Raw genomic sequence first — 15,766 nt, forward strand, 5'->3', positions numbered from 1 at the left:
GTTAAAACTTATATTTTCTTCTATGACTTATATGGTTTAATTTTTTGCGTCTTTGCGAGAAAAATAGTTCCAATGTTTACAAGATATTTTTCACAAAGAGAATTATAAGTTCACTTAAGTTAAAGCTTATATTTTCTTCGATGACTTATATGGTTTAATTCTTTGCGACTTTACGAGAAAAATAGCCCCAAAGTTTACAAGACATTTGTCACAAGGAGAGTTATAAGTTAATCTAATTCAAAACTTATATTTTCTTACATCACTTATATGGTTTAAAATTTTTTGCGACTTTACCTTTTACTCCAAAAAGCGTAATTTATTGCACCCTAAACTTGTCGCGATATTCAATAGGTTTCATGCCGACCATTTTATAAAACACTTTTCTAAACGCTTTAGGATCATTATAACCTGTTTTCTCAATAATTTCAGAGATTGAAAGCTGCGTTTGCTCCAAGTATTTCTTTGAACTCTCTACTCTTATATTCTGTAAATATTCAATAGGCGGAATTCCTGTAACCAGTTTAAAACGACGTGTCATGTTTCGGGCGCTGGTGGGAATATCTTTGGTGATCTCTTCCAGTTTTTCTATGGTACTGTATTGATTCTCTATTTTTTGCTGTAACATGGCAACCAGACTGTCATTATGCAAATGATTGGGTCTAAATGTGCTGAAATAACTCTGTTTGTATCGGTTTAAATCAATCGAGAAAATCTTGGCAATCTGAACCGCAATCTCATTTCCGCAATATTTCTGAACCAATAGAATCAATAAATGAAAGGTTGAGGTAGAGCCTCCACTGGTATACAAACTCCCATCTGCCGTTAAAGTTTCCTCTGATTTTAGTTTGACTAATGGAAATGCTTTAGTAAAGGCACTACAGGCATCTACATGTGTGGTGGCCAGTTTTTCATTTAATAAACCTGAAGCGGCAAACAAAAACGCACCGGTACAAAAACTAGCCAATTCGGCTCCTTTTTTGTGTTGCTTTTGTAACCACGGAATAAAACTTTTGTTCTTCGCAATCACCTCACTCATATTGTCTGTAGTAAAAGCGGGAATCAAAATCAATTCCGGATGTTCTTCAGAAGTTTCTATTGGTTGTACTTCATATCCAAATAAGTGTTCCTGATTGATCTGTTCTGAAGATTGAAAGACCATAATCTCAAAAGGTTTTTCAATTCCGGTATGCAATTTATTAGTGGTTTCAAAAACTTCTAAAATCGCTGCAATGCTCAATAATTTATAGTCATGCGGTACAATTAGACCTATTTTTTTGCTCATGGTTTTTTGCTTTTTGAAAGTTAATCTCTACACAAAAGTATAAAAATTGTCTCATATGACCCTAAAAATGACTTTTATTGTATTCTTAAGGATTGTTTAAAATTCTAAATTTGTCTTAAATAATTAGTAATTTTATAAATATGAAAACAGAAATTTTCTTAAATCTTCCTGTAAAAGATTTAAAACGGTCCATGGATTTTTTTACGGAATTGGGTTTTACATTCAATCTAAACTTTACAGATGATAAAGCAGCTTGTTTGGAAATTGGTGAAAATATTTTTGCCATGCTTCTCTTAGAGGAGTTTTTCAAAACCTTTACTAATAAACAAATTTGTGACACCTCCAAGAGCACGGAATTTTTGACGGCTTTATCCGTTGACAGTCGTGAAAAAGTAGATGAGATAATAGCAGCAGTTGTAAAAGCTGGAGGAACAGAATATATGGAGGCAAAAGACTATGGTTGGATGTATCAAAAAGCCTTTTTAGATCCGGACGGACACCATTGGGAAATCTTCTTTATGGATGAAAGTCAGGCTCCTTCAAATTAAATTTTTAACTAACAATATAAACTTAAACAACTATGATTACAGTAAAGAATACAATCGACGCACCGATAAGTAAAGTTTGGGAATTTTGGACATTACCGGAACACATTACAAAATGGAACACACCTTCGCCGGACTGGCATACCCCTTATGCTGAAAATGATGTACAAGAGGGCGGAAAATTCAAATCGACTATGGCTGCAAAAGATGGCAGTATGAGTTTTGATTTTGAAGGAGAATATACTTTGGTTAAACAAAACGAAGCAATCAATTATGTAATAGCAGACGGACGTAAAGTGGAGATTAGCTTTAAGCAAACGCCAAACGGAGTAGAAGTGGTTGAAAGTTTTGACCCTGAGACAGAAAATTCGGAAGAAATGCAACGCGGAGGCTGGCAGGCTATTATGGATAGTTTTAAAAGTTATGTAGAAAGTGCAACCTAAAACGGACAAAGATGACAAAACAAATTTGGTTGAATCTGCCTGTTAAGAATGTAGCAAAAGCAAAAGCCTTTTTTTTGAAAGTAGGGTTTACTTTTAATGAGCAACAGGATACGCCCAGCTCGACTTGTATGTTGGTTGGAGAAAAGAATTTTGTAGTAATGCTTTTTGAAGATGCCTTGTTTGAGAGCTTTTCTCAGAACAAAATTACAGATACACAATCGAGTTCAGAAATCCTGATTTCGATTGATGCCGAAAGCAAAGAGGAAGTAGATGCATTAGCAGAAAAGGTAAAAGCAGCCGGAGGGATTGTTTTTGCTCCGCCGGCAGAAAACCAGGGTTGGATGTATGGTTTTGGTTTTGCCGATTTAGACGGTCATCGCTGGAATGTTTTATATATGGATTTTAGTAAACTACCACAACAAAATTAGATATGGAAAGATTAGAATTTGCAATTAGAATAAAGGCTTCACGAGAGAAAATATGGTCAGTTTTATGGGAGGAGGAAACCTATAAGAAATGGACTGAAGTTTTCTGCGAAGGTTCCTCTACAATAAGTAACTGGAACGAAGGAGATACAATACATTTTTTATCCCCCGGAGGTGAAGGAATGTATAGCATTATTGAAACAAAGATTCCTAACGAATATATGGCTTTTAAACATTTAGGTGAACTAAAAGATTTTAAGGAAATGCCCATTGATGAGGAAACAAAAAAATGGAGCGGTGCCATGGAAACGTATCGATTAACAGCTGACGGCGAATTTACTGATTTGGTGGCTCACGTTGATGTAGTCGAAAAATACCTGGATTACTTCAAAGAGACTTTTCCAAAAGGACTGGAAAAAGTAAAAGAATTAGCAGAATAAGAATAAATGATCAATGACAATAAATAATAACAACAAACAATAAAATATCATGGCAACAGTAAACCCTTATTTAATATTTAATGGAAATTGCGAAGAAGCATTCCTATTTTATAAATCAGTTTTTGGAGGAGAATTTCCATATATCGGAAAATTTAAAGATATGCCTGAAGGCGAAGAAGGATGTACAGGTGCATCAGAAAAAGATGCAGACAGAATCATGCACGTTTCTTTACCAATTGGAGATACTATTTTGATGGGAAGTGACAGCAGCGAACAATCCGGAGATGTAGTGGTTGGCGGAAATTTCTCCGTTTCAATTAATGTAGCAAGTACAGAAGAAGCAGATCGAATTTTTAACGGATTATCAGCTGGCGGAGCGGTTTATATGCCGATGGAAAAAACATTTTGGGGTGCTTATTTCGGAATGTTCAAAGACAAATTTGACATTAGCTGGATGGTAAATTTTGATGAAAATATGCCAAGTAAATAAAGACTGATAAGCAATTATTTTATCTTTAAAAGACCAAAAAATGATTCCTCAAAATGGAGTCATTTTTTGTTTGAAGTTACCAAAAGTATATTTATTTTAATAATTAGTGTTAAATGTTAAATTAATTAAAAAATAGCCATTGATTTGTGTTTTTTAGGTCTAAAAAAACAATGATTATTCTTTTTTATCAACAATAGATTGCCGATTTTTGTCGCTTCGTAATCAATAAAGAAAACATGGCAGCAGAAGGCAAAGAGATTATTTTATTAAAAGTTTCCGGTCATGATAAGCCGGGAGTTACAGCTGGTTTAACAGCGGTATTGGCAACTTATGATGCTGTTATTTTAGATATAGGTCAGGCCGATATTCATGATACACTTTCATTAGGAATTTTATTCGAAATTGAATCCGGCTCAAGTTCCGGACCTGTTTTAAAAGATTTGTTGTTTAAAGCTTACGAACTGGAAATCAAAGTAAAATTTACTCCGATTTCTATTGAAGATTACGAAACCTGGGTAAAATCGCAATCAAGACAACGTTATATCATTAATATTTTAGGAGAGCAATTGGCCGCTTCACAATTGGCCGCAGTGACTAAAATATTGTCTGATCAAAATCTGAATATTGATTCCATTATAAGACTAACGGGCAGAACTTCTATTATTGAAATAGAAGAAAATCCTCGTTCTTGCATACAATTAGCGGTAACCGGAGAAATTGTAGATAAAATTGTCATGACGGCCAGTTTTATGCAGATTTCAAGAACTTTAGATGTTGATATTTCTTTCCAGGAAGACAATATTTACAGAAGAAACAGACGTCTGGTTTGTTTTGATATGGATTCGACATTGATTCAGACCGAAGTAATTGATGAGTTAGCCGAATTAAACGGAGTAGGCGAGCAGGTAAGAGCAATTACAGAACAGGCCATGAACGGTGAAATTGATTTTAACGATAGCTTCAAGCAACGCATGGCTTTATTGGAAGGGCTGAGCGAAGATGTATTACGATCCGTTGCAGAAAAATTACCCATAACAAAAGGAGCCCATCGTCTGATGAAAGCCTTAAAATACTACGGATATAAAACAGCAATCCTTTCCGGAGGATTCACCTATTTTGGAGAATACCTGCAAAAAGAGTTAGGAATTGATTACGTTCATGCCAATCAGTTAGAGATTATAAACGGTAAGCTAACAGGTAAATATTTAGGAGATATTATTGACGGGCAGAAAAAAGCAGAGCATTTAAAAGCTATCGCCGATAAAGAAGGAATTCATATTAACCAAACAATAGCTGTGGGTGACGGTGCTAATGACTTACCGATGCTAAACTTAGCCGGTTTGGGAATCGCTTTTCACGCCAAACAAAAAGTAAAAGAAAATGCCGCGACCTCAATTTCAAGCTTAGGACTTGACGGTGTTTTGTATCTGTTAGGGTATCACGACAGGTATATTGATATGATGTAGGCTTCGATTTCGTTCAGCCTGACAATGGGAGTTATTGAGCCTGACAGTTGGATTCATTAAGTTTGCGAATAGAACAGCAGGTTTTAATTTGTGAAAATTAGTGTAATTCGCGGCAAAAAAAAACTAAATCATATAACAAGTACATTGATATGATTTAACATTAAGGTGTCACCCTGAGCGAAGTCGAAGGCTTATAAGGGATAAAGGGGCTTCGACTTCGCTCAGCCTGACAGTTGGATTTTTTCAGTCCAACAGTTATGATTTTTTAAGTCTGCGAATAGAACACCAGGTTTTAATTTGTGATAATTAGAGCAATTCGTGGCAAAAAAAAACTATAGCACCTTCAATCATTCCAGATCCCCAAAGTTTTACCCCAGATTTGGAATTTGGAATTTCAAAAGATTGAAATTTCAAAAAAAACTATAGTACCTTCAATCATTCCAGACCCCCAAAGCTCTACCCCAGATTTGGAATTTCAAAAAAGACTATAGCACCTTCAATCATTCCAGATCCCCAAAGTTCTACCCCAGATTTGGAATTTGGAATTTAAAAAATTTGGAATTTCAAAAAAATCACGACATTTCCTTCAATTGTTCCAGATAATCTCTCTGATTCGAAAGTCTCGGAATTTTATGTTGACCACCCAATTTGTCTCTTTCTTTTAGCCAGTCGTAAAACAAATTTTCTCTGGCAACATTAATTACCAAAGGATTTAAGGTCATGTTGTTGTAGCGTTTGGCTTCGTAATCCGAGTTTAAAGTCTGCAAGGTTTCATCCAGCACTTTTTGGAAAAGTCCTACATCTGCCGGTTTTTTCTTGAATTCGATCATCCATTCGTGTGCTCCTTTTTCTTTGTCCTTCATGAAAATAGGGGCAACCGTATAATCGATTACTTCTGTTTGAGTAAGTTGACAGGCTTTGGCAATGGCCTGATCGGTATTTTCGACCATTAATTCTTCACCAAATACATTGATGTGATGTTTGGTTCTTCCGGTAACTCTGATTCTATAAGGGTTTAAAGAAGTAAAACGAACCGTATCACCAATTAAATAGCGCCATAGACCCGAATTTGTGGTAATAACAATAGCGTAGTTTTTATTTAATTCAACGTCAGCCAGGCGAATTACTTTCTGGTTTAGAGTTCCGAAAGTATCCATTGGGATAAATTCATAGAAAATTCCATAATCCAGCATCAATAATAAATCACTCGAATTATTTAAATCCTGAATCGCAAAAAAGCCTTCTGAGGCATTGTATATTTCGTAATATTGGAAATCCTTGCTAGGTAGGATTTTCTTGTATTGTTCTTTGTAAGGAGAAAAGCTCACACCGCCGTGAAAATAAACTTCAAGGTTGGGCCATAGCTCCAATAAACTTCCTTTTCCTGTATCTTCTAAAACTTTATTCATCAGAACCAACATCCACGACGGAACTCCGGCAAAGCTGGTTACATTTTCATTTTTGGTTTCATTGATGATGGCTGCAATTTTAGCCTCCCATTCGGTCATTAATGATGTTTTGTTACTTGGAGTACTACTAAATTCGGCCCAGATTGGCATGTTTTCGATCAGAATGGCCGAAAGATCTCCAAAAAAAGTATTGTTGTTCTCGTAAATCTGAGAGCTTCCACCCAGACGAAGACTTTTCCCCAAAAACAATTCTGAATCTTCATTGTTGTTCAGGTACAGACAAAGTAAATCCTTACTTCCTTTATAGTGACAATCTTCTAAAGCTTCATTACTTACGGGGATAAATTTACTTTTGGCATTAGTAGTTCCGCTTGACTTAGCAAACCATTTGATTGGTGTTTCCCAAAAAACACCCTGTTCTCCCTGACGCGTACGTTCAATTAGAGGTTGCAATTCCTCGTAAGTAGCAATAGGCACCCGCTCAGCAAAAGTCTGATACGAGTTTATGGACGAAAATTCATATTGTTTTCCTATAATCGTGTTTTCAGAAGCAGTCAATAAGTTATGTAACAATTCTTCCTGAACTTCATTCGGGTATTTTAGAAAGAGCTCTATTTGATGAATTCTTTGCTTAAGAACCCAAGATGCAAACGAGTTGATTATTGATAAGGGCATGGATAATTTTAGATTTTAGATTTTAAATTTCCGATTTGAGTTTTAGTATCAAAAAGCAGAAGATTTAAAATTTGAATATCGATATACAAATACTAACTTTGTCGTCATACCAAAAATAGTGTATTTTTTACAAAATACAATTTATTTGAGTTAAGAATCTAATTCAAAATTTGAATTTAAAAGGCAGAATTCACCGCCCTTAAAAGTAAATCTAAAGTCTAAAATCAGCAATCTAAAATCCAATGACATATCAAGGCGTACTTACAAAAATGCAAACAGAAATCGGAAACCCTATTCAATATTATTTGGTTTTTGATGATAGTTTTCTCAATATGAATCAATTATTGAATAAAGAAATTGAAGTCAGTTTTGTGGGATATCAATGTCTGAATTGTGGTAAAAAGAAAAAGATCTACAGGCAGGGATTTTGTTATGAATGCTTTTATTCAAGTGCGGCTGTTGGAGATTGGATTATGAGGCCTGAATTGAGTACAGCGCATTTAGGAATCGCAGATCGTGATTTGGAATACGAGCAAAAAGTGCAATTGCAGCCTCATATTGTATACCTGGCGGTAGCGAGTGATATAAAGGTTGGGGTAACGCGTAAAACGCAAGTACCAACCCGTTGGATTGATCAGGGAGCGAGTCAGGCGATTGCAATTGTTGAGGTTCCGAATCGTTATTTGGCCGGAATTACCGAAGTTGCTTTAAAAAGCCATTATACAGACAAAACCAATTGGCGAAAAATGCTTCAGAACGAAACACAGACTTTTGACTTGATTAAAGAGAAAGAAAAAGTTGAAAGTTTAATTCCGGAAGAAGCGCGCGAGTATTTTTACAGTCAAAAGAATGATTTGTACGAATTACAGTATCCGGTTTTAAATTTCCCGGCAAAAGTAACGAGTCTAAATTTAGATAAAACACCTACATTTCGAGGAAAACTAACGGGAATAAAAGGGCAGTATCTGATCTTTGAAAACGGTACTGTTTTTAATGTTCGAAGCTCAGAAGGCTATGTTGTAACCATTGCAGTTTAGTTTTTTATTGTTTGGTTAACTAGTTTATTCTGTTGGTTTTACGTGCTGTTTTTTCTGCAAAAAGCATGAAAAAGTTGATACATTTGATTACAATTTTATAATAATTACTTATTAGAAGATTTTTATTTTAGAGAACAAAACAATTTAGATTTGAACAGTTTCAAATTATGGTTGTTTTTCTTGAGTAAAGAGCTGTTTTTTCTAATACGTAAATTATATAGTTATGAGTGTTTTAACTGCCATAAATGTTTTCAGAAGGCGCGTAATGCACAGTCTGACTAAGAATGTTGGGAAATCAAAAAGAGACTTAGATATTGTTTTAGTAGATAAAACAGAAATAAAACGAATTTTGATTTGCAGACCCAATGCACGACTGGGAAATCTTTTATTGATTACGCCACTGGTTCAGGAAGTCTCGGAAATGTTTCCAAATTGTAAAATCGATTTATTTGTAAAAGGACCGCTGGCGCCAATTATTTTTAAAAACTACGATACGGTCCATAAAACAATTCATTTACCCAAAAAGCCTTTTAAAAGTTTACTGAAGTACTGTAAAGTCTGGATTTCGATAAGAAGACAGCCCTACGATATGGCGATCAATGTAGATCAGAATTCTTCGTCGGGACGTTTGGCGATCATTTTTTCAAGAGCAAAATATAAATTCTACGGAGATTTAAGTGATCAGCAGCAACATCAGCATGTAAAAAGTGATTATGGACATATTGCGAAGTATCCCGTTTATAATTTCAGGAACTATCTAACAAAACTGGGATTAGCAAAAAGCAACAGCATAATTCTGCCTTTAGATCTGAAATTAACTCAGCCTGAACTCAAAAAAGGTAAAAAGACTTTAAAGAAAATAGTAGACGGTAGTTCGAAAAAAACAATTTGTTTGTTTACCTATGCTACCGGGACAAAATGTCTGTCACAAGACTGGTGGATGGATTTTTACCAAACGCTTAAACAGCAATACGCAGACTATACCATAATCGAAATCTTGCCAATCGAAAATGTATCACAGATTGGTTTTGAAGCGCCATCATTTTATAGTAAAGACATTAGAAAGATTGGAGCAGTAATAGCAAATGCAACGGTTTTTATAGGAGCCGATAGTGGTATGATGCATTTAGCAAGCTCGGTTCAGACCCCGACAGTAGGTTTGTTTTCGGTCTCAGATCTTAAAAAATATGAGCCTTATGACAACAGTAGTATTGGAGTTGATGTTACTACTTGTTCTCTAAAGGATTATTTTAAAATATTGAATGGAATTTTAAATAACGGAAAGCTAAAAGCTTATTCAAAAGCGGTTTAAGCATAAAAAAAGGTCAATCGCGAGATTGACCTTTTTTTGTTATTTAGTTTTTCTTCTTAAACAAACCGTTCAACAAGTCGCCTGCTTTTTTGGTGACTTCCTGAGTCTTTTTCTCTTTTTCAGTTGCCGCAGCTTTCGTTGTATCTTTAGATTTTGTGTTTTTATTAATCAAATCCGTAAGAGCTGATGTGCCTTTTTGGGTTAGTTTGTCTTTCTGTTGATTCACTAATTGAGTTGTCAAACTGGTCACGGCGCTTTTCATGTCGGTTGTTACCTTCGGATTAGAGAAATTACCGGTAATCATGGCATTCACAGGAATATTATCCAGTTTCGCAGCATCTGCAGGAGACATTTTAGCGATCAATGCGTTTGCTTCACTTCCTAAATATTTGGCCGGAACATCTAATTTTAGATTGTAATTCATAGTTTGGTCAAAACCGTGTGTTCCTCCAACTGTGATTTTGATATCCTGGTATTTAATGTCAAATGGTTTTACATTTACTTTTCCGTTTTCAAAAGTCAAAGCCATTTTCAAATCATTTAAATTCAATTTGCTTGCGTCAAGGAATTTGATGTTTGAAGTTAAGGAATTTAATACCGTAGAATTTTTAGCATTTAGCGTACTCGAAAGCAACTGCCCCAGTAAATCTCCCGAAATTGATTTTAAGTCCGGAGTTAATTCTTTGGCATCTAAATTTCCGTTTAGTTTAATCGTAGAATTTAATTTTCCGTTGATGATTCCTGCCAGAGGAGCAATTTTTTTCATCATGTCCAATTGCGTAAAAGTCTGAGCAATATCTACTTGATTAAAACCTAAATTCATGTCAAAAGTAGGTACTTTAGATTTGGTAGAAACCGCTCCGTTTAAGCCAATTGTTCCTCCAAAAATAGACGTTTTAAAGTTCTCTAAAGTTGCTTTTTCATCTTTAACAATCAATCTTCCCGAAACATCTTTTAGTTTTAAATTATCGTATAAAACGGTAGTTGCTTTTGCGTTTAGGGTACAATTTAAAAACGCGGGAATCTTCATCGCTTCGGTAGGTTTTGCTTGCGTTGTGGCTGTTGCCGGCTCGCCCGAAGTCATGAAATCATCAACAGCAAGTTGGTTAGAACTCATGTTGAAGTTTCCTCTAAGTTCTTGTTTTTTGAACATAAAACCATAGAAGTTTTCCAGAACTCCGTTGATGCTGATATCGCTTTTTCCTGTAGTAGCATCAAATTGCTTAAGGTTGATTTTACTTGGATTAAATTCGACCAAAGCCGTACTGATGTTCATTGATTTGTTGTTCTCATCCGTATACTTAAAACCGGATAAACGCATTGTTCCTGCATTTTTGATGTTTTGATACTGGCTTTTCTCTACAGAAGCCATATCAAAATTGGTAGTTACATCTGCTTTTAAAATACCGGCCAAAGGTTTGTCTAATTTGATTGGATAGGCTTTTGAAAGATTGGCTAAGTTGATTGTTCCTTTTAAAGCTGCATCTACAATCGGATTTACTGTTATGTTTTTAATATTGGCTTTTGCGCTAAAAACATCCTGGTCAATTCTAAAAGAAAGTTTGTCTAAATTAACATAAGTGTCATTTAAGATCCCTGTTTCATTGATGATTTTGGTGTCAATTACAATATTCTGAACCGATTTTGGCAAGTTCGGATATTGAAAAGAAGCATTGTTTGAAGCAATTGCAATATTGAATTTTGGTACCGTTGTCTCGGTTAATTCTCCTTTTGCAAAACCAGCTACAGTAAAGTCTCCCGTAGTTTTTACACCGTCTAAACCAGCGGCATAGGCAGAAGGAATTAATCCTAAGAAGTTCGTAAAGGAAGAAGTAGGTGTTTTAAATTTTAAATCATAAATCTGACCTGCTTCAACCATTTGAATGAATCCGTCAAATTCCAGTGGCAATTGGTTAATTAAAGCTTTGTTTTCTTTAAAAGTGTATTTGCTTTTCTCTAAGTCAATGCCAAGAACAGCATCTAAAGTCAGAGATACTTTATTCATGAAATTGGTTTTATCCATGTCTAAAGAAACTTTTGCAGTAGATTTGGTAGTCAAATCCAGTTTTGAGTTGGTGAAGTCACCAGTTCCTTCGTGATTTAAACTGTCAATTACCATTTTAATCTTAGAACCCTGATCAATGTATCGAAAAGTAAAATTCTCGATTTTGTAGTTTTGAATTTTTAAAGCAAGAGGTTTTCCGGCTTCTGTTTTTTCTGTTTTTTCTTTGTTTTTTAAAGCAATATCAAAGTTCCCGACTCCGTCTTTGTTAAAAATAATATTGATTAAACCATTTTCAGAACTAATTCCCTCGATGTTTAAAGGTTCCTCTTTTCCTTTGAAAAGTTCTTTAATGCTCATCTTTAGATTTAATTTACCTAACGATACCAAAGTATCTCCTTCAAAAGGGGCTTTGTTGATGATAACTAATTTATCAATTCCAACAGTGGCATTCGGAAAGTTTCGGAACAAACTTAAATCAGCATCTGCAAAACTTACTTTGGCGTCTACACTTTCGTTAATAGCTTCGGAGATTTTTGCTTTAATCTGATCTTTAAAAAAGTAGGGAATGGCGAATAAGGCGGCAATAAATACCACGAGGACAATGGCTGAGATTTTTAAAATTTTCTTCAACATAATTAATTGTAAGTTTGAGGTTTACGATTCTGATTTGAGATGTACTATACTTGCAAAAATAGACTTTTATACTTGAGTTTATTTGAAAATTTTCATAAAAAACAATAGCCTGCCGTCGATCGAATTTCGATTAAGGCAAGCTATCAAAAAAAAATAAATTAATTTTCTATGTTTTTAATACTTTATCAAGGGCTGATTTTGATCTTACTGGGATGCTGTAATTTTCGGCTAAAATAGATAAGATGACAGGTTAAAGATGTTAAGTAGAAATTAACTTTTGGTTAATTAAAATAAACAACCCGCCTGAGTTTGTCTCAGACGGGTTGTGTTGATTTTTATTCTTTTTGAACTTGTTTGCAAAAAATAGAATTAGTGCTGTTTAATATATAGAAACATAGATTCGAAAGTAATGCTCGGAAATGTTTCAGGAAAATCAGCTTTCTTTTTCGAATAGTCTATGTGATTTATTTTAAGTGAAACGTCTTTTTGAGACTATTGATTCTATGTGTTGAAAAAAAATAGACGCAACAAGTTTCTTTTATTGAATGTTTATTCCGTAAGGCAACATAGCCTGAACTCCTTTTTGTTTTTGGAATCTTTTTACCTGTTCTAAAATCCTGTAATTTTCCTCACCAATTTCTTCTTTTATGAAAGCTTCTTTTGATTTTGCAAAAGGCAGACCGGATAATAAATCATCAAATGATTTTTCGTACTCCGGATAATTCTGTGTGCTGTATGATTTTATTTTAGCAATTTTAGCAGCTTCCGCAATAGCGGCGTTTAGTCCGCCAATTTGATCAACCAGACCAATTTTTATAGCCTCACTACCGGACCACACTCTTCCCTGAGCGATTGCATCTACCTGAGCAAAAGTCATTTTTCTACCCTCAGCTACGCGTGTTACAAAAGTTTTATAGATGTTTTCTACACCTTCTAAGGTAAAGGCTTTAAAGTTTTCGTCTAATGGCACAAACGGACTGTAATTGGCTGAATTTTCGTGTGTTTTTACTTGTTCAGTATTAATCCCTAATTTAGTTGCTAAGGGCGTGAAATTGGGTAATACTCCAAAAACTCCAATTGAACCGGTTATTGTATTGCTCTCAGCAAAAATTTTATTTGCGTTACAAGCAATGTAATATCCGCCGGATGCCGCGTAATTACCCATAGATACTACAATAGGTTTTACTTTTTTGGTAATTTCAATTTCTCTCCAGATCAAATCAGAAGTCAAAGCACTTCCGCCCGGGCTGTCAATTCTAAGAACAATAGCTTTAACGTCTTTGTTTTTTCGGGCTTCCTGCAAAGAACGACGCATGGATCCTTCACCAATTACTGTAACATCACCTTCACCGCTTTGAATTTCGCCTTGAGCGTAAATAATAGCAATCTGATCACTAGAGGTATTCGCTAAAGCTGTTGTAATGTTATTTTGTGTGTAATCTAAGATCGAGATTTTGTTGTACTCTTCATCATCAGCAACTTTTAATGCTTTTTTGATGGCATTATGATAAACATCCTCATAAGCGACAATGTCAACTAAGTGCTGTGCTTTGGCCATTTCCGGTGTTCTTGCTAAGAGACCGTTTGCAATTTCATTTAGTTTGGCTACCGGTATATTTCTGCTTTTTGAGATGTCGTTCGAAATCGTTGACCAGATCGAATTTAAAAGAGCGGTTACTTGCTCTCTGTTAGCATCGCTCATTTTGTTTTCTAAAAAGGGTTCAACAGCACTTTTGTATTTTCCGTGGCGTATCACTTCCATATGAATACCGGATTTGTCTTGAAAATCTTTAAAAAACATGATTTCAGACGAAAGACCTTTAAAATCTAAATCTCCCGCAGGGTTTAGATAAACCGTATTGGCAACGGAGTTTAAATAATATTCTTTTTGAGAGTAAGTATTAGCATAAGCCCAAACAAATTTACCTGACTTTTTAAATTTTTCAAGCGCATTCCTTAAATCTTTACATTGCGCAAGTCCCAACGAAGATTGATCGTTTAAGATTGAAATACCTTTAATATTATCGTCAGCTTCAGCGGCTTCAATGGCGTTAATAACATCACTTAAACCAACATCTTTTTGGTCTGAAAAAACGGTAACCCAAGGGTCTTTGTATTTTCCGGCATAGTCATTTCTGATTTTTCTCAGATCTAATTCGATAACAGAATCAGCTTTGGCAGAAACGGTTTCGCTTCCTCCAAAAATAGCTCCAATTAGAAGTACTCCAAAAAAGAATAGCATAATGAATACAAAAATACCAATCACAGTGGCAATTACATTTCCTAGAAATTTCATAAATATGTTTTTTTAATAAGTAGCGATAAGAGGCAATATGTTACAAGTTTTAAAAACAAGTTCTGAATTAAATTGAGAACTCGTTTTACAAATATATTGTTAATTCTAAAATAGTTTTAGTTAATTTGCATTTATTATGAAATCACAGCATCAGGTCGTATTATCTATAGGAAGTAACGAAGGAAATCGTTTAGCAAACATCGAAGATTGTATTCGTTTGATACATCAGGAAGTAGGGACCATAATTCAGGTTTCAAAGCTATATGAAACACCTGCCTGGGGTTTTGAAAGTGATGCTTTTTATAATTGTGCTCTTATTTTGCACACCAATGCTTCTGCACAGAAAGTACTTAATCAGGTGCTGAAAGTAGAAAAACAATTGGGACGAATCAGGGGAAATCAGGAAGGATATCAAGCCCGTACGATTGACATTGATCTGATTGTTTTTGACGATGAAATTATTGAGTCGGAAAAACTTCAGATTCCGCACCCGTTAATGCAAAACAGAAAATTTGTATTGCTGCCCATGCAGGATTTGAAATTAGATTGGAAGCATCCTGTTTTTCAGAAAACCATATCCGAATTAATTGCAATTACACCGGACGATAGTGTTTGTACTGTTGTTCAGGATTTGAAAAACCCGTTGGGAGATATTCCGCTTGAGAAGTTTAATTATATTGCTTTTGAAGGCAATATCGGGGCAGGAAAAACGACTTTATCACATAAAATAGCGGAAGATTTCAATGCTAAAACCGTTTTAGAACGTTTTGCAGACAATCCTTTTTTACCTAAGTTTTATAAAGATCAAAATCGATATGCCTTTCCGTTAGAGATGTCTTTTCTGGCAGACCGATACCAGCAGCTATCAGATGATTTGGCTCAATTTGATTTGTTTAAAGATTTTGTGGTAGCCGATTATCATATTTTTAAATCGCTGATTTTTGCCAAAATCACACTTGCTGAAGATGAATATCGTTTGTACAGAAACTTATTTGATATCATCTACAAAGAAATGCAAAAGCCCGATCTGTATGTGTATTTGTATCAGAATACAGGCCGACTGCTGGAAAATATCAAACGACGCGGACGAAATTACGAGCAAAATATTTCGGCCGAATATTTAGATAAAATCAACACCGGTTACTTGGATTATATTAAATCACAAACAGATTTGAATGTTCTGATTATTGATGTCTCAGACCGCGATTTTGTAAAAAAACACGAAGACTACCTTTTTATTCTCGATGAAATTCGGAAGAAGATCTAAAATTAGATAATGTGTCAAGTTGATAATTATTCTGAACGTGG

13 protein-coding genes are annotated in these 15,766 nt (G+C 34.9%); 9 read left to right on the forward strand and 4 right to left on the reverse strand.

The genetic code is table 11. The features are described from left to right. Window positions 1-316 precede the first annotated feature (316 nt). Window positions 317-1,282, reverse strand: coding sequence for a GlxA family transcriptional regulator (locus tag AB674_RS01445; protein ID WP_047773187.1), 966 nt, complete (start codon window positions 1,280-1,282; stop codon window positions 317-319). 140 nt (window positions 1,283-1,422) lie between these two features. Between AB674_RS01445 and AB674_RS01450 the strand changes: the two genes are divergently transcribed. The 6 genes from AB674_RS01450 to serB all read left to right on the forward strand — a co-directional run bounded on the left by AB674_RS01450 (window position 1,423) and on the right by serB (window position 5,091). Continuing rightward, the gene (locus AB674_RS01450; RefSeq protein ID WP_047773188.1) at window positions 1,423-1,830 is read left to right on the forward strand and encodes a VOC family protein; all 408 of its coding nucleotides are present in this window, start codon (window positions 1,423-1,425) and stop codon (window positions 1,828-1,830) included. 32 nt (window positions 1,831-1,862) lie between these two features. Next, window positions 1,863-2,270, forward strand: a complete 408-nt coding sequence (locus tag AB674_RS01455; RefSeq protein WP_047773190.1) for an SRPBCC family protein — start codon at window positions 1,863-1,865, stop codon at window positions 2,268-2,270. Window positions 2,271-2,281: 11 nt separating this feature from the next. Beyond that, entirely contained in the window at window positions 2,282-2,698 is a 417-nt protein-coding gene (locus AB674_RS01460; protein WP_047773192.1) for a VOC family protein, read from the forward strand. 2 nt (window positions 2,699-2,700) lie between these two features. Then, the gene (locus AB674_RS01465; RefSeq protein ID WP_047773194.1) at window positions 2,701-3,135 is read left to right on the forward strand and encodes an ATPase; all 435 of its coding nucleotides are present in this window, start codon (window positions 2,701-2,703) and stop codon (window positions 3,133-3,135) included. 49 nt (window positions 3,136-3,184) lie between these two features. Then, the gene (locus tag AB674_RS01470) at window positions 3,185-3,625 is read left to right on the forward strand and encodes a VOC family protein (RefSeq protein WP_047773196.1); all 441 of its coding nucleotides are present in this window, start codon (window positions 3,185-3,187) and stop codon (window positions 3,623-3,625) included. A gap of 236 nt (window positions 3,626-3,861) precedes the next feature. After that, on the forward strand, window positions 3,862-5,091 hold the full coding sequence (gene serB, locus AB674_RS01475; RefSeq protein WP_047773199.1) for a phosphoserine phosphatase SerB: 1,230 nt from the start codon (window positions 3,862-3,864) through the stop codon (window positions 5,089-5,091). A 572-nt stretch (window positions 5,092-5,663) separates the two neighbouring features. Here serB and AB674_RS01480 read toward each other — a convergent pair. Next, window positions 5,664-7,175, reverse strand: coding sequence for a GH3 auxin-responsive promoter family protein (locus tag AB674_RS01480; RefSeq protein WP_047773201.1), 1,512 nt, complete (start codon window positions 7,173-7,175; stop codon window positions 5,664-5,666). Between the two features lie 242 nt (window positions 7,176-7,417). Here AB674_RS01480 and AB674_RS01485 point away from each other — a divergent pair, with 242 nt between their 5' ends. Continuing rightward, entirely contained in the window at window positions 7,418-8,212 is a 795-nt protein-coding gene (locus AB674_RS01485; RefSeq protein ID WP_047773202.1) for a DUF2797 domain-containing protein, read from the forward strand. Window positions 8,213-8,435: 223 nt separating this feature from the next. Further along, complete coding sequence (locus AB674_RS01490) at window positions 8,436-9,524, forward strand: glycosyltransferase family 9 protein (RefSeq protein ID WP_047773205.1); 1,089 nt, start codon at window positions 8,436-8,438, stop codon at window positions 9,522-9,524. 43 nt (window positions 9,525-9,567) lie between these two features. On the opposite strand, the gene AB674_RS01495 is transcribed toward AB674_RS01490, so the two are convergent. Beyond that, window positions 9,568-12,162 carry an AsmA family protein gene (locus tag AB674_RS01495; RefSeq protein WP_047773208.1) on the reverse strand — a complete coding sequence of 865 codons (2,595 nt, stop codon included), beginning with the start codon at window positions 12,160-12,162 and terminating at the stop codon, window positions 9,568-9,570. A gap of 538 nt (window positions 12,163-12,700) precedes the next feature. Beyond that, a complete protein-coding gene (gene sppA, locus AB674_RS01500; protein WP_047773209.1) occupies window positions 12,701-14,458 on the reverse strand; it encodes a signal peptide peptidase SppA in 1,758 nt (585 codons plus the stop codon). A 136-nt stretch (window positions 14,459-14,594) separates the two neighbouring features. Here sppA and folK point away from each other — a divergent pair, with 136 nt between their 5' ends. Then, a complete protein-coding gene (gene folK, locus AB674_RS01505; protein ID WP_047773211.1) occupies window positions 14,595-15,725 on the forward strand; it encodes a 2-amino-4-hydroxy-6-hydroxymethyldihydropteridine diphosphokinase in 1,131 nt (376 codons plus the stop codon). Window positions 15,726-15,766 lie beyond the last annotated feature (41 nt).

Source organism: Flavobacterium sp. ABG (assembly GCF_001027725.1).
Classification (GTDB): domain Bacteria; phylum Bacteroidota; class Bacteroidia; order Flavobacteriales; family Flavobacteriaceae; genus Flavobacterium; species Flavobacterium cupriresistens.

What these genes read in the sequence shown, in the direction of transcription:
- AB674_RS01445 (WP_047773187.1), bottom strand. Translation starts at nt 1,282, where the DNA reads ATGAGCAAAAAAATAGGTCTAATTGTACCGCATGACTATAAATTATTG.
- AB674_RS01450 (WP_047773188.1), top strand. Translation starts at nt 1,423, where the DNA reads ATGAAAACAGAAATTTTCTTAAATCTTCCTGTAAAAGATTTAAAACGG.
- AB674_RS01455 (WP_047773190.1), top strand. Translation starts at nt 1,863, where the DNA reads ATGATTACAGTAAAGAATACAATCGACGCACCGATAAGTAAAGTTTGG.
- AB674_RS01460 (WP_047773192.1), top strand. Translation starts at nt 2,282, where the DNA reads ATGACAAAACAAATTTGGTTGAATCTGCCTGTTAAGAATGTAGCAAAA.
- AB674_RS01465 (WP_047773194.1), top strand. Translation starts at nt 2,701, where the DNA reads ATGGAAAGATTAGAATTTGCAATTAGAATAAAGGCTTCACGAGAGAAA.
- AB674_RS01470 (WP_047773196.1), top strand. Translation starts at nt 3,185, where the DNA reads ATGGCAACAGTAAACCCTTATTTAATATTTAATGGAAATTGCGAAGAA.
- serB (WP_047773199.1), top strand. Translation starts at nt 3,862, where the DNA reads ATGGCAGCAGAAGGCAAAGAGATTATTTTATTAAAAGTTTCCGGTCAT.
- AB674_RS01480 (WP_047773201.1), bottom strand. Translation starts at nt 7,175, where the DNA reads ATGCCCTTATCAATAATCAACTCGTTTGCATCTTGGGTTCTTAAGCAA.
- AB674_RS01485 (WP_047773202.1), top strand. Translation starts at nt 7,418, where the DNA reads ATGACATATCAAGGCGTACTTACAAAAATGCAAACAGAAATCGGAAAC.
- AB674_RS01490 (WP_047773205.1), top strand. Translation starts at nt 8,436, where the DNA reads ATGAGTGTTTTAACTGCCATAAATGTTTTCAGAAGGCGCGTAATGCAC.
- AB674_RS01495 (WP_047773208.1), bottom strand. Translation starts at nt 12,162, where the DNA reads ATGTTGAAGAAAATTTTAAAAATCTCAGCCATTGTCCTCGTGGTATTT.
- sppA (WP_047773209.1), bottom strand. Translation starts at nt 14,458, where the DNA reads ATGAAATTTCTAGGAAATGTAATTGCCACTGTGATTGGTATTTTTGTA.
- folK (WP_047773211.1), top strand. Translation starts at nt 14,595, where the DNA reads ATGAAATCACAGCATCAGGTCGTATTATCTATAGGAAGTAACGAAGGA.